The 13,658-nt window shown below is 36.5% G+C and carries 12 protein-coding genes; 9 read left to right on the forward strand and 3 right to left on the reverse strand.

Annotation, left to right across the window (positions count from 1 at the left end):
• Window positions 1-11 precede the first annotated feature (11 nt).
• Window positions 12-1,220, reverse strand: a complete 1,209-nt coding sequence (locus tag AC1RNE_RS05380; protein WP_492799999.1) for a glycosyltransferase family 1 protein — start codon at window positions 1,218-1,220, stop codon at window positions 12-14.
• Between the two features lie 233 nt (window positions 1,221-1,453).
• Here AC1RNE_RS05380 and AC1RNE_RS05385 point away from each other — a divergent pair, with 233 nt between their 5' ends.
• The 9 genes from AC1RNE_RS05385 (at window position 1,454) to AC1RNE_RS05425 (ending at window position 10,381) form a co-directional block, all read left to right on the forward strand.
• Window positions 1,454-2,278 carry a CPBP family intramembrane glutamic endopeptidase gene (locus AC1RNE_RS05385; RefSeq protein WP_492800000.1) on the forward strand — a complete coding sequence of 275 codons (825 nt, stop codon included), beginning with the start codon at window positions 1,454-1,456 and terminating at the stop codon, window positions 2,276-2,278.
• Window positions 2,279-2,799: 521 nt separating this feature from the next.
• On the forward strand, window positions 2,800-3,381 hold the full coding sequence (locus AC1RNE_RS05390) for a Crp/Fnr family transcriptional regulator (RefSeq protein ID WP_492800001.1): 582 nt from the start codon (window positions 2,800-2,802) through the stop codon (window positions 3,379-3,381).
• Window positions 3,382-3,489: 108 nt separating this feature from the next.
• A complete protein-coding gene (locus AC1RNE_RS05395) occupies window positions 3,490-4,143 on the forward strand; it encodes an NADPH-dependent F420 reductase (RefSeq protein ID WP_492800002.1) in 654 nt (217 codons plus the stop codon).
• Window positions 4,144-4,276: 133 nt separating this feature from the next.
• Window positions 4,277-4,951 (forward strand): hypothetical protein, encoded by a 675-nt coding sequence (locus AC1RNE_RS05400; protein WP_492800003.1) that lies wholly within the window; start codon window positions 4,277-4,279, stop codon window positions 4,949-4,951.
• Window positions 4,952-4,979: 28 nt separating this feature from the next.
• The gene (locus tag AC1RNE_RS05405; RefSeq protein ID WP_492800004.1) at window positions 4,980-5,864 is read left to right on the forward strand and encodes an alpha/beta hydrolase; all 885 of its coding nucleotides are present in this window, start codon (window positions 4,980-4,982) and stop codon (window positions 5,862-5,864) included.
• Between the two features lie 283 nt (window positions 5,865-6,147).
• A complete protein-coding gene (locus tag AC1RNE_RS05410) occupies window positions 6,148-6,378 on the forward strand; it encodes a 4a-hydroxytetrahydrobiopterin dehydratase (protein WP_323253638.1) in 231 nt (76 codons plus the stop codon).
• A 199-nt stretch (window positions 6,379-6,577) separates the two neighbouring features.
• Window positions 6,578-7,252: a 16S rRNA (cytidine(1402)-2'-O)-methyltransferase gene (rsmI, locus tag AC1RNE_RS05415; protein WP_492800005.1), complete on the forward strand. Its 675-nt coding sequence runs from the start codon at window positions 6,578-6,580 to the stop codon at window positions 7,250-7,252.
• A 49-nt stretch (window positions 7,253-7,301) separates the two neighbouring features.
• The gene (locus tag AC1RNE_RS05420; RefSeq protein WP_492800006.1) at window positions 7,302-8,570 is read left to right on the forward strand and encodes a lipoprotein N-acyltransferase Lnb domain-containing protein; all 1,269 of its coding nucleotides are present in this window, start codon (window positions 7,302-7,304) and stop codon (window positions 8,568-8,570) included.
• 215 nt (window positions 8,571-8,785) lie between these two features.
• Window positions 8,786-10,381, forward strand: coding sequence for a Na+/H+ antiporter (locus AC1RNE_RS05425; RefSeq protein ID WP_492800007.1), 1,596 nt, complete (start codon window positions 8,786-8,788; stop codon window positions 10,379-10,381).
• An 884-nt stretch (window positions 10,382-11,265) separates the two neighbouring features.
• Here the strand turns inward: AC1RNE_RS05425 and AC1RNE_RS05430 are convergent.
• Together AC1RNE_RS05430 and AC1RNE_RS05435 are read right to left on the reverse strand one after the other, a co-directional pair.
• Window positions 11,266-12,006: a LytR/AlgR family response regulator transcription factor gene (locus AC1RNE_RS05430; protein WP_492800008.1), complete on the reverse strand. Its 741-nt coding sequence runs from the start codon at window positions 12,004-12,006 to the stop codon at window positions 11,266-11,268.
• Window positions 12,007-12,266: 260 nt separating this feature from the next.
• On the reverse strand, window positions 12,267-13,355 hold the full coding sequence (locus tag AC1RNE_RS05435; protein ID WP_492800009.1) for a sensor histidine kinase: 1,089 nt from the start codon (window positions 13,353-13,355) through the stop codon (window positions 12,267-12,269).
• Window positions 13,356-13,658 lie beyond the last annotated feature (303 nt).

The following is a 13,658-nucleotide window of genomic DNA, read 5'->3' on the forward strand; positions in this document are numbered from 1 at the left end:
TGAGAGGACATTTAGCTTATTAAAATTTTCTCATTGATAAGCACCATCATTTTTTGCCATGTAATGTCCCACGAATTTGTTTTTAGATAAGCATCTACTTTCTCTTTCCAGTCATTATTGATTTCCATTTGAAGTGCTTCCTCTATCGCCCCTTCAAACGCTTCCGCATCCCGCGCTATAGATACCAACCCTAGTGCTTCATAAGGGTCGACAACATCCTGAATAGGTGTAGATACAACTGGTTTGAGTGCTGCGAGGTACTCAGGCGTTTTTGTTGGGCTAATGAAACGAGTAGATTCATTAAGCGCAAAAAGAAGTAGAGCCACATTCCAACCACTCAGATAAGTAGGAAGTTCTTTATAGCTTTTCATGCCTAAATAATGGATATTTTTTCTTTGAGGTAGTGTAGCAGGATCAATTTTGACTACTGGCCCGATAATGATGAATTGCCAGTCAGGACGACTAAAAGAGAGTTCTCTTAATAATTCTACGTCAAACCTTTCGTCTATCACACCATAGAAACCCATCCGAGGATACGGAATTTCTTCCTGATCTTTCGGCTCTGGCAAAGCATCTCGTGCCTCCATAAAGTGATTTACATCGATACTGCTAGGGAAAAAATGAACTTCAGGATGCTTATGACATTTAGCCTCAAAAAGACTTTTTCCACCTGTAAAAACTAGGTCGGTTTTCTGATACAATTCTTTCTCCAGACTGAGTAATTCTGTAGGAGCTCCTTTAAAAGCTGAAAGCTCATCCATGCTGTCAAAAATCACGACGTTTGGTAGTAAATGCTTTGTGAATTTTAAAGCCATAGGCGTATAGTACCATAATCCATAATTTTCAATCTGATAGCTAGAAATAAGCGCAGAGAGCAATTCTTTCATGGCCTGATTAACCTCGGCATCATTAAAGCCGAAAGGCATACAGGGTGTTACAACCATCAGGTTAGGATGTATGATAGAAGGCCTTTTTATCTGGACTTCTGGGACAGTAACATCCCCTGAAAAAATAGGTTCTTCAATATAAAAAACCCTCCATCCCAAGGCTGCCCTTGTCATGAGGTGTTGCGGACGCTGAAATACAAAGTCCCATCTGAGATGAGAAAAACACAATAGTGTTTCTAAGGTGTCTCTTTTTTTAGTCTTTGTATTACTGTTAAAATCCTGATTTGTATGGCTGATAAAGTCTTGTGATAAAGATGTAATATAATTATTCATGTAGTATTTAGTTTATTTTAAGGTTTGCGATTAATAATATGGTAAAGTATTTACTATTAATTAAATAAGCATTCCTTTATTTGCTTGATGATTATTGAGAAATTTTTCTACAAACAATATACTAATGTGGAAAAATGAGGAAGAAAGCTATCTTTGAATCATAATTGCTTTTTCTTCTCTGACGTAATAACCTATGTAGGGACAAATTGCATTCGTCCTAACCGTCGATGTAAATGAGGCTGATTACATGTAAAAACCAAGGCATCCCTGAAAAAACCATCATACCAATAACCCTTGTGGTTATCTTTCTATACCACTATAGTACGCCCATTAAGCAACCCACCAGTAAGAATCTTAACTATTTAAATAATCCTATGATTGGACTACTGATTGAACTGATAATTTCGTGGCTCTTGCTTTGGCTTTTTGACAAAACAAATTTGTCAGTTTTAGGCATTGCCCCAATACAAAGCAGGGTGTATTACTTCATACTAGGCTTTGTTGTAGCATCCGCTTTTTGTGCTTTATATTATGGAAGTATAGCAAGTTTGACGGGGAATTATTTTATCATCAATAAGAACTTTACTTTTACACTATTTCTAAAAAGTTCGTGGTGGACATTGAAATCAGTTTTATTTGAAGAGTTGATTTTTAGAGGAGCTTTATTATACATTGCCATTAAAAAATTAGGCATTAGCAAAGCTTGTATGATATCAGCCATAGCTTTTGGTATCTATCATTGGTTTTCATTTGGGGCATTCGGCAATCCTGTACAAATGCTTATCATCTTTGGGATGACGGGTATTTGGGGACTAATGTTTGCCTTTACTTATGCCAAAACCAACTCATTGTATTTGCCCATTGGTATCCATTTGGGTTGGAACTTGATATTCAATGTTGTTTTTTCAAAAGGCCCATTAGGACATCAATTATTGATAAGTACGAGCGATAAGAAATTAGAAGGAATAATATCTTTAGTGTTTTACATTACACAGATAGTTTTCTTACCCATTTTAACCTATTTCTTTTTAAAGAATAAATCGAAGAGCACACAGTAGGGATTGATTTTTTTCTATTAGCGGGTGACTTAAGTCCTATTGATTACCCACAAGTATATAAATAGCTAATAATCAATCTCTCATCTCTAGCGAGGGACTTAAGTTCTTCAAAAATACCGTAAGAAAGGTTTTCAGTCCCGATCCCTCATCTCTAGCGAGGGACTTAAGTCCCTCGCTAGAGATGAGGGCTTCAACGGTTGGTTTTAAAGACTATTTATGTACATTTAAGCTAATTTAATCAATAATAACATTTCCATTTCAACTTTTTAAAAGATGTGGGTAATCAGTAGGACTTAAGTCACCCGCTACGCTAATAGAAAAAGTGTTTAATAATCTTTTAATGAAGTCATCACTATTCGCAACATGTGGTAGCAACACGGTAGGGACGTATTGCATACGTCCACATGGCTTTCGTCCGAAACGTCCAAAAACAACGTCCCAATGAAATACAAAAGCCTGTAGACAAAAAAGCAAAGTAAAATGTGTAAGTTCGTAACATCTATGACTAATCGTTTAAAAGTTTGGAAACACAATTATTGATTGACTATTTTTTAAATTATCTTCCTTTTACCGAAGAAGAACAACAGCTAGTAATATCAAAAACTATCTTACGAAACATCAAACGTAGGCAGATGATTTTGCAAGAAGGCTTCGTCTGCAAGCATTATACCTTTGTAGTAAAAGGCTGTTTCAAAATGTATGGAATAGATAACAAAGGCACTGAACACAACATTCAATTTGCGGCTGAAAACGACTGGATTACTGACATTGGTAGCTTTCATTCTAGCAAACCAAGCAAGTTATTTCTTGAAGCCATCGAGCCTTCGGTAATAATACAAATCGAGAAAAACGATTTATACTTTTTATACCTTTCTATTCCCAAGCTCGATAGAATCTTTAAGGTAATTATCGAAAACAAGTACGTTGAATTACAAAATCATGTATTGCAAAATATTAGTTCAACTGCTCAGGAACGTTACTTAACCTTTTTGGAGCAATACCCTACCCTCGCCTTACGTTTACCGAACACGCAAATCGCTTCTTATCTGGGCATTACACCTGAATTCCTCAGTAAAATCCGTAAAGATTTAGCCACAAAATAGTCCATACCCTTAAACTATCTTAAGGCTATTTCTTACGATAGTTTATAGGCTGGCGTAGCCTATTCCCTGCAACTTTGCACTGTTATTCAACTAAAGCAAATGAGAGCAATGGAAAATACAACAAAACCTAAAGTAGCTATTATCGGACTTGGTAATATTGGCCAAGTAGTAGCGAAAAACCTAGTAGCGGGCAATCGTCCTGTGATATTAGCCACCAAAGACATCACGAAGGCTGAAAGCCTTGCCGAACAATTAGGCAGTTTGGCACAAGCCATGGAAATTGACAAGGCTATTCAAGAAGCCGACATCATCATTATGGCCGTTTGGTTTAGCACTATCAAAGAATTGTTCAGTCAGCATGAAGCAATATTGGCAGGAAAAATCATCGTTGACCCTTCAAACCCAATTGTTCCCAATGATAAAGGAGGCTTTGATAAAATCATCGGCGAAAACGAGTCGGCAGGACAAATCAATGCTGCAATATTACCTAAAGGGGCGGTATTGGCTAAGGCATTAGGCACGTTGGGTGTAGCTTCGTTAACTAATACTGCTCATCAACAACCTGCTTCAGTATTATTTTATGCTACGGATGATAGCAGTATCAATGCGACGATTGAGCAACTGATTCTTGACAATGGCTTTGTGCCTTTGCGTGTGGGCGGTTTAGACCAGTCTATCCGAATAGAAGTTTTTGGTGATTTACACGAATTTGGTGCGTTGGGGAAACCTGTTACTTTAACAGAGGCTACAGAAAAATTATAGACATTCTAAAGACTTGAAAATTATCAAGAAATAGCTAAATAAAATCAAAAAAAGTTATATTTGATATTGAAAACGATGAGATACCGAGTTTTTCTTGGTATCTCATCGTTTTTTATAAACTGACTCTCAGCCAATGAAAATATTCCAATTTTTCTTAATCATCAGTATTTTTATTATTCCACAAGGACTTTATGCACAAAAAGTTAAACTAACATCAAACAACCTTGTTGCCAATCAAGTATATATGTCTCTGGAAAAATTTCAGGGTAAAGATGTTGTCAAGGTTATCAAAGATTCCACCATCTTGGCAGCTGATGAAGCCACTTTTGTCCGAATCAAAGATGTTGATTTTAAAGATGGCATCATTGAAGTAAAGGTATTGAGCCGATTAACAAAGAATGCCACTCCTACTGCTCGTGGATTCATCGGCGTGGCATTCAGAGCTAGCGAAGACAACTCCAAATTTGAATGTATCTATATACGTCCTACTAATGGCAGAACCGACGACCAAGTACGCCGTAATCATTCCATTCAATACTTTTCCTTTCCCGACTTCAAGTTTTCCCGACTCAGAAAAGAGCGTCCCGAAATGTATGAATCCTATGCAGATATGGGCTTGAATGAATGGATAACCCTCAAGATTATAGTGAAAGGCAAGCAAGCAAAACTGTTTTTAAACGAAAACAAACAACCCTCGTTGATAGTAAACGATTTGAAACTTGGCGAAAATATCAGTGGTGCCTTAGGCCTATTTGTAGATGTTGGCACAGAAGGATATTTCACTGATTTAAAGGTTATTAAAAATTAATCATCCATAAACTTAAATATTTTTAACGATGAAATTATCCAAATTAAGCATTCTTATTTTTACAATCCTAACACTATCATTTTGCTATTCAAAAGCAGCGACTGTTGATACGCTCGACATACAGAGTCCTGCGATGAATAAAACGTACAAAGCGGCTGTAGTACTGCCAGCTTCGTATGCCAAAAATAAAACTACTAAATACCCTGTATTGTATTTATTGCATGGAGGTTCAGGGCATTTCAGAGATTGGCTAACGTCTACGCCCGACAAAATGCTAGTAAAAAATCTAGCTGACCAGTACAATCTTATCATCGTAATGCCAGAAGGCGAAACTTTTGGTTGGTATATGGATAGCCCTTATGACCAAACCAATAAGTTTGAAACGCATATTATCAAGGAGGTTATTCCTACAATTGATTATACTTACCGTACTGTACAAAGTAAAAATGGCAGGGTAATCACAGGGCTTTCGATGGGCGGACATGGTGCGATGTATCTTTCTAACCGTCACCCTGATATGTTTTGTGCAGTAGGTACAATGAGCGGTGCGATGGATATGAATTATACAAAATTCCGTGTGAACGATGATTTTTTAAAATCTCTCAAAGATCGTTTTCAAAAGTTATTGGGTAGCTCAGACCCTACTAGTGAGGTATTCGTTAATAATTCTATCATCAACATGACTGATGCCATCAAAAAGAATAATTTAGCGGTATTGATTGAATGTGGCGTAGATGATTTTCTCATTGAGGCTAACAGAGAATTACACCGTCGATTGGTATATAATGGTATGCCACATGATTACATAGAAAGACCAGGCGGACATACATGGGATTATTGGCAAAACGCTTTACCTTATCACCTGCTTTTCTTTCAAAAAGTATTGAAAAAGAATGGTGTGACGGTAGAATAAGTAATAAAAACCATTCTCTTCGAGATACCCCAAAGTGCATCTCGAAGAGAATGGTAGGGACGAATTGCATTCGTCCTAAGCGTCCGAAAACAAAATTTGTATTGTTCGGACTATCGCCGATTAAAAGAGTATATTATAATAATTTTATCTAACTAATACCCTCTCCTCCTCCCTCAAAATCTCCCTATTCCTTCCCCAATTCTGGTAAAATGCCTAAACTATTGTACTTTTACAATGTATTCAGGTATTTTGAATGCTTCACACATTTTTAAACAACTTTGTTATGTGGATAGAAGAAGATAATAAATTGAAAAGAAGTTTTCTTTTCGATGACTTTTCAGCAGCTTTTGCCTTTATGACTAGGGTGGCTTTATTGGCTGAAAAACAAAATCATCACCCTTTTTGGACGAATGTTTATAATAAAGTGAGTATTGAATTGAATACGCACGATAAAGGAGATGTCGTGACTGAGAAAGACCATAAATTAGCGAAAGCGATTGACTCACTGGTCTAAAATTAAAGGTAAGGACTAATCTTTTCTATTAGCAGGTGACTTAAGTCACCTGCTAATAGAAAAGATTTTTTGAGGGTTATATAATCTAAAATGGTCAACAAAATAAGAAATAAATAACACTTCAATCTCTAGCGAGGGACTTAAGTCCCTCGCTAGAGATTGAGGATTGTTAAAGACTGATTGAATAAAAAAAAACATTATGAAATTGTACCTTGTTCCAACGCCCATTGGCAATCTGGATGATATTACTTACAGAGCAGTAAAAGTTTTACAATCTGTTGATGCTATATTGGCTGAGGACACCCGAAATTCTGGCATATTGCTAAAGCATTTGAATATCTCAAAGCCTTTGTATGCACACCATGCCCATAACGAGCATCACGGCACCAATGGCATTATTAAATTATTAAAGGAAGGCAAAGTACTAGCCTTGATATCAGATGCGGGAACACCTGCTATTTCTGACCCTGGCTTTTTGTTAGTGAGAGAATGTCTAAAACAAGGCATTGAGGTTGAATGTTTACCAGGGGCTACGGCTTTTGTGCCTGCTTTGGTAAACTCGGGCTTACCTGCCGACCGTTTTACGTTTGAAGGGTTTCTACCCCATAAAAAAGGAAGGCAAACCAGACTAAAAAATTTAGCAGAAGAAGAACGAACAATTATCTTTTATGAGTCGCCACACCGCTTGTTAAAAACCCTTGAACAACTAGCAGAATACCTCAATCCTGAGCGTCAGGCATGTGTTTCTCGTGAATTGACTAAGGTGTTTGAGGAAAACATCAGAGGAACTTTGGCTGAAATTTTGTTGCATTATCAGACCAATCCAAATACTATTAAAGGTGAAATTGTGATTGTAGTTGGTGGTAAAGCATAAAAAAATTACTATTTTAGAGGGAAAATTCATCCCAAATCCAAACTAATCAATGAAATACCTCTCTTATTTTAAACATTTAATACTTGTTTTTGCCATCCTCATTTCTACAAATGTGTTGGTAAAAGCTCAAACATTATCTGAAAACAGTAAAGTAAGTTTGATTACCGTAGAGCCTGGAAATGAGCTAAATGATGCTTTTGGGCATACGCTTTTATGGATTTACGATCCCGTTAATCAAATAGATAAGGCTTATAATTTTGGCATATATGATTTCGAAACGGAGAACTTCTACTGGAAATTTGTAAAAGGACAGCTCCCTTACAAGATGTCGTATGCGCCAATGCCAGCCTACCAACGGTATTATCTGGAACAGCACCGTAATATGACTGAGCAGGTACTGGACTTATCGCTTGCACAAAAGCAAACTGTGTACAATAATCTTGAAGAAACCTACAATAATCCTGCAACGCGGACTTATATGTACAAGTTCTTTTATGATAACTGTGCAACCCGTGTCCGCGATGCCATGATGGTGGCTTGTACTGATAGCGTGCATTTACAGAATATTCCCGAAATGAACGACAGTACTTATCGTCAGTGGATGAATAAGTGTTTAATTAGAAAACATCATTACTGGTCTGCCTTAGGGATGAACATTGCGTTGGGGGCTCCTGCCGACGAAAGAATATTACAGTTTAAATCTTGTTACTTGCCTGAAAACTTGCAAAAAAGTATGCGTGCTGCCAAAAGGATGACACACCACGTTTTGCGTTTTTTGGTTCGTTCCGAGAACCCCATGTATAGTACCACACCTATCAATGAAGAGCCTCTTTTCATCTTAACGCCTCGATTCTGGTTATTGTTGGTATTGCTATTGACAGGCTATAAAACATATCAGCATTGGCAACGTCGACAAAAAGGATATGCTTTCGATAAAGTACTTTTTTCGATAGCAGGACTCATCGGTTGGTTATTACTTTTCTTGTGGTTTGGTACCGACCACGGCGTAACTAACGATAACAGAAACCTTTTGTGGGCTTTTCCATTCCATATTCCTATTATTTTACTGACTCACGAGCGTAACGGTAGCTACTGGTATGGATATTATTTTATGTTTATCGGCTTGCTCCTAGCAATGGGCTTATTTTTTGCCGTACAATACTCGTGGGATATTACTTTACTGGTACTAATCCTTATCATAAGAGCATTTTATCATGCTGGTTTCGAAAGAGAACATAGAATGACCCAAACTAAATTCCGTAAAATCATAAAAGGACGCCGTTTGGAAGTGATTCATAAAGAGCATACTTTGGAGTAAATTCTTGCTTGTGTGAGCCTCCTCAAAACCCATTCTATTAGCATGTGCCTTACATCACACGTTAATAGAATGGGTTAGTATTTAATGACATTTTGGTCATAAGTTATCTTTTCTCTAAAGCAAAGCTGTTAAATTCAATCCTTTATTCCTAGCGAGGGACTTATGTCCCTCGCTAGGAATATTTTACTATAGATTCACTTTCACCCAACATTGGTATGCAGCATTTATTCTTTGATTATATTTATCTTATCCTGATAATTTTAGCATTGGTGATGGTTGCGAATAAACTTCGTTTGGCCTACCCCATCGTGCTAGTATTGGGTGGACTGGTACTTAGTTTTATTCCAGAATTTTCTACTATAACGATTGAGCCCGACCTCGTCTTTTTTATCTTCCTACCACCATTACTTTATGATGCTGCTTGGCAAATATCATGGAAAGAGTTTTGGAAATGGCGACGCGTCATCACAAGTTTTGCTTTTCCGATAGTCATCATCACATCATGTGTAATTGCTGTTGTATCAAATGCCATCATTCCTGAATTTAGCCTAGCCTTTGGTTTCTTATTAGGAGGAATCATCTCTCCTCCCGACGCTATTTCTGCATCAACCATTCTAAGGCAAGTAAAAGCTCCCAAAATGCTCATAAGCATTTGTGAAGGCGAAAGCTTGATGAATGATGCCTCGTCGTTGATTGTATTTCGTTTTGCTTTGGCAACTATTATCACAGGACAATTTCATATTAAGGAGGCTACTCAAAGCTTTTTTATGGTCGTTGTGATGGGCTTGCTAATTGGTGTGTTGATAGGGCTTATCTTTTATGGTATCTACAAATGGTTGCCCACTACATCCAATATCGAAATAGTTATGACTTTCGTTACACCCTATTGCATGTATTATTTTGCTGAAAGCTTTCATTACTCAGGGGTACTTGCTGTAGTAAGTGGTGGACTTTTTTTATCTAGCAAACGCCAAAAAACGCTTACTTACATGAGTAGGATTCAAGGCGAGAATGTATGGACAAACTTAGTATTTGTACTAAATTGTTTTGTTTTTTTATTGATCGGTCTTCAGTTACCTACTGTCGTTAACCAACTTGGCGAAGTAAGTCTAGGTAAAGCGATTGGGTATGGCATTATTATTTCGGTAGTGATAATTTTTACTCGATTAATATGTACAATGGGGGCTGCACTCACTACTCGTTTTATGAGTAGGTTTATTACCGTAGCAGACTCAAATCCTGGATGGAGGATACCTTTTATTTTTGGCTGGGCTGGCATGCGAGGCGTAGTATCGTTGGCATCTGCCCTTTCGATACCTTTACTTATTAACGAAGAGCTGCCTTTTCCGCATCGTAACTTAATTCTATTCATAACTTTTATTGTTATTTTAGTAACCTTGGTGTTTCAAGGACTTACTCTCCCGTGGATAATAAAAAAAGTATATATCAGCGATCACAACATCAATGAAGATGATCAAGAAGTAATTATTCAAAAGAAAATTGCTAAAAACTCTTTATTATTTTTAGAAGAAAAGTACGGTGAGGGCTGTTTACAAAATGTACATTTAAATAATTTGTATGAAAAATTTAAGATTGAACTAAGTTTTTTGACCCAAAGAATAGAACATAGCGAAAGTGATGAAGTTTTTGCAGGAACAAATAGTCAGACGATTTACCTTGAGATGCTCGAAGACCAACGCACACTGCTAAATACATTAAACCTAAAAGATGAATTTGACGAAGAATTAATCCGAAAATACCAGTCTTTGATTGATATAGAGGAGTTTAAGGTTAGGGCTAAAATGGTGTAGTAAGAGGGATTTTAGGAGGACCTTTACTGGTCTTAGGTTCTCCTAAGACCCAAAACATGGAAGAGCGTCTCGCTCGAAATTTTCAGCCTTTTAGCGTTTGTTAGTGTTATTGTCAACATTCAAGCGTAAGCAAAAAAAAGTAGTTTTAAACTTATTAATGATAACACCAATATGAATTTCAATAAAATAATTAGGCTACTAGCTATTTTCAATACAATGTCATTCTTATATATTTATATTAGTGTTGCCTATAATATGAGACTTTTACTTATTGACGATTATACTGGTGTAATGTTTTAGGGAATAATATTTTTAAGTTCATTGTCAAATTTACTAATATTTTTATTTGCTGTCTTGTTTAAAAAGACCTTTAAATTGTCATTAAATATTGATGATGCATCCAAATATATATTAATAAATATTATATCATTTTCGGTTTATACATATTGGGGACTTGGATATTACCCCTAACCTCCTTTACTGGTCTTAGGTTCTCCTAAGACCCAAAACACGGAAGAGCGTCTCGCTCGAAATTGTTTAAGAAGATTGTTAAGTATTCGAGCGTGACGCTCTTTTATCTTTGAGGTCGTAGGAGAGCCTACGACCAGATGTGGATTTTAGGATGTCTTGACTTGAAGGCTTAAGCCCTTGTTGGAGTTAATACTAATAAGGCTTCAAAAGAGTTTCAAGGTTGTTAAGTTCTAGGCTCTTATCCCTATCGAGGGACTTAAGTCCCTCGATAGGGATAAGAATGAGCATTTATTTATAAGATTTCGAACGTGACGCTTTATCTTTAGAGTCGTAGGAGAGCCTAAGACCAGATGTGAGCCTATTTTAGCCAAACACAAAAAAGCTCATTGCTTATAGCTCACAGCTCAAATCTTCTACTTCACCGCCAAAACCCCTGTTTTATAAATTTTCTCCAAAATACCATCTCTAAAGCTTCTGCCAACAGGTAGGCTTTTGCCACAAACGATTAAATCGCCTGCTTCGATAGATGTCACCTTTGAAATAGATACAATAAATGACTTATGGATGCGAGCAAATTGCTCGACAGGTAAAATATCCCCTATCCCATTCATGGTTTGATAGGTTACAAATGTTCCTGCCAATGTATGAATCCTAATATAGTCTTTCAGCGACTCTATAAATAGAATATCGGCAAAATTAATCTTTACAATGCGTTTGTCTACTTTAATAAACATAGCCTCGGGACGTTCGCTGACATTAGTCTGAGGATTGCTCGTCGTGACTGGCTGACTACCTTCGTTTTCCTGAGGAACTACTTTATTGACAGCTTTTACAAAACGCTGAAAAGGAATAGGTTTTAGTAAATAATCGACCACACTAAGCTCAAAACTTTCAACGGCATAATCCCGATAGGCGGTAGTAATAATTACCTTAGGGGGATTTTGAAGGCTTTTTAATAGCTCCATCCCGTCTAAAGTAGGCATTTCAATATCCAGAAAAAGTAAATCTATATCACCTTTTTTGAGGTAATTAAATGCTTGAATACCATTTTCACAACGCCCCACTAGTTCAAGGCTATCTATGCGTTCGATAAATGTTTCTAAGACATCCAAAGCCAGTGGCTCGTCATCTACTATTAGCGTTTTTAATTTCATATTTTGTGAAGCGAAGTGGTCATCTCAAATAAAAATATCCCCAAATATTATTCTGCAAAAAACCTCTTATGTAATGTGCTAAACTTTTGCAAACCTTCTTTTGATAATATAACCCTAAAAATCACTTTCTATTAACGGGTGACTTAAGTCACCCGTTAATAGAAAGGAGTTGAATGCTGGTTGTGTTCTGTGTGCCACAGTCCACGGTTTTAGTTTCATATTTTTTGAATGAAAACTTGACTTACCTTTACCGATATGTCTTACTTCAAAGGAATAAACAAAGAAATAACATATTGATTTTCAGTAGGCTGTATATTCAGTTCGTAATTATTCCCATAAAGCAGGGCCAATCGTCGCTGAACATTCTTAAGTCCTAATCCTTTGTGTTTTTTTCGATTAGTGTTATTATCAAACCTTGGATTTACTACGACAAAAAGCAATTTTCCGTTGATGATTTTTAGCGTTATTTTTAAATCTAAAATCCCTGTTTCGTGTGACGTACCGTGTTTAAAGGCGTTCTCGATAAACGGTAATAACAACAATGGTGGTAGTTTTCGCTGTTCGGTACTGCCCTCTATTTCAAACTCAAGGTTCAGGCGTTTGCCGAAACGTAGACTTTCTAAGTCCAGATAATTCTGGATATGCTCTATTTCTTTTTTGAGAGTTGTTTCATGGCTGTCAGACTCATACAACATATAGCTCATCAATCCCGATAGTTTTACTACTACCTCTGGGGCTAAATCAGATTTTTTAATCGTAAGCGAATACAAATTGTTTAACGTATTAAAAAAGAAATGCGGTTGTATCTGTGACTTCAAAAACTCTAATTCATTTTTTACACTTTGCCCTTCCAACTCCTTTATTTTTTCCTGATTATCAATCCAGTCTTTCGTCAATTTAATACCGCTAGTAACTCCCAACACAGAAAACGTATCAAACATTCTTTTGGCAGTAGGCTTAGGGTCGAATAAAGCATTGGGGCGATAGCCCACTGGACAGTAATTAATCAGTATCAAATGGTTGATGAGCGTCTGGATAATAGCCACCGACACAAGGGTTGCTAGCACCAAAAACACAAAATATTGGACGTATTTACCTGTTAATAGAAATCGAGGAATCAGATAATATATATTACCATAGACCAATATAAAATAAAACGGAAACTTCATGGAATACTCAAAAATAGCCTGAGTATAGTTGTTCATCAAAAAGCCGAAATACAAAATATTGTATAAACTCAGCACTATCCAGAAAAGAGAATGATAAGCCCAACGATGGCTAAGGACTCCTCTTCCGGAAAGATCCGTAAAAAAAGCGGTTCTATGGGGTAATGAAGCTGTTGTCTGCACGGTTTTTAGATATTGATTGAGAAGATGGTTTATCAAATTTATACAAAAAATTAGTAAAAAGATATTCTTTTCGATAAACAGTATCACAATATTGCTATGCTGAATCTTCCTTTTTTCACGTTATTGGTCGAATATTTGGAGTTTTTTGGCGAATTTATCTAAATTTATACCATAATTTCAACTTAATTGCAGGATGTAATTTTTGAATTACAATTCATCAACCCATTATAAATAGTAGAAAAGTTTAAAAAACTCCGTATAGAAACGCTATAAAAACGTTTTTCTTGCGGAGTTTTATTGCAA

The organism is Arcicella sp. GW822-FHT02H01 (assembly GCF_058802005.1).

Bases quoted from the DNA above. Each gene is read 5' to 3' on its own strand.
- AC1RNE_RS05380 (WP_492799999.1), bottom strand. From the start codon at position 1,220: ATGAATAATTATATTACATCTTTATCACAAGACTTTATCAGCCATACA.
- AC1RNE_RS05385 (WP_492800000.1), top strand. From the start codon at position 1,454: ATGAGGCTGATTACATGTAAAAACCAAGGCATCCCTGAAAAAACCATC.
- AC1RNE_RS05395 (WP_492800002.1), top strand. From the start codon at position 3,490: ATGGAAAATACAACAAAACCTAAAGTAGCTATTATCGGACTTGGTAAT.
- AC1RNE_RS05400 (WP_492800003.1), top strand. From the start codon at position 4,277: ATGAAAATATTCCAATTTTTCTTAATCATCAGTATTTTTATTATTCCA.
- AC1RNE_RS05405 (WP_492800004.1), top strand. From the start codon at position 4,980: ATGAAATTATCCAAATTAAGCATTCTTATTTTTACAATCCTAACACTA.
- AC1RNE_RS05410 (WP_323253638.1), top strand. From the start codon at position 6,148: ATGTGGATAGAAGAAGATAATAAATTGAAAAGAAGTTTTCTTTTCGAT.
- rsmI (WP_492800005.1), top strand. From the start codon at position 6,578: ATGAAATTGTACCTTGTTCCAACGCCCATTGGCAATCTGGATGATATT.
- AC1RNE_RS05420 (WP_492800006.1), top strand. From the start codon at position 7,302: ATGAAATACCTCTCTTATTTTAAACATTTAATACTTGTTTTTGCCATC.
- AC1RNE_RS05425 (WP_492800007.1), top strand. From the start codon at position 8,786: ATGCAGCATTTATTCTTTGATTATATTTATCTTATCCTGATAATTTTA.
- AC1RNE_RS05430 (WP_492800008.1), bottom strand. From the start codon at position 12,006: ATGAAATTAAAAACGCTAATAGTAGATGACGAGCCACTGGCTTTGGAT.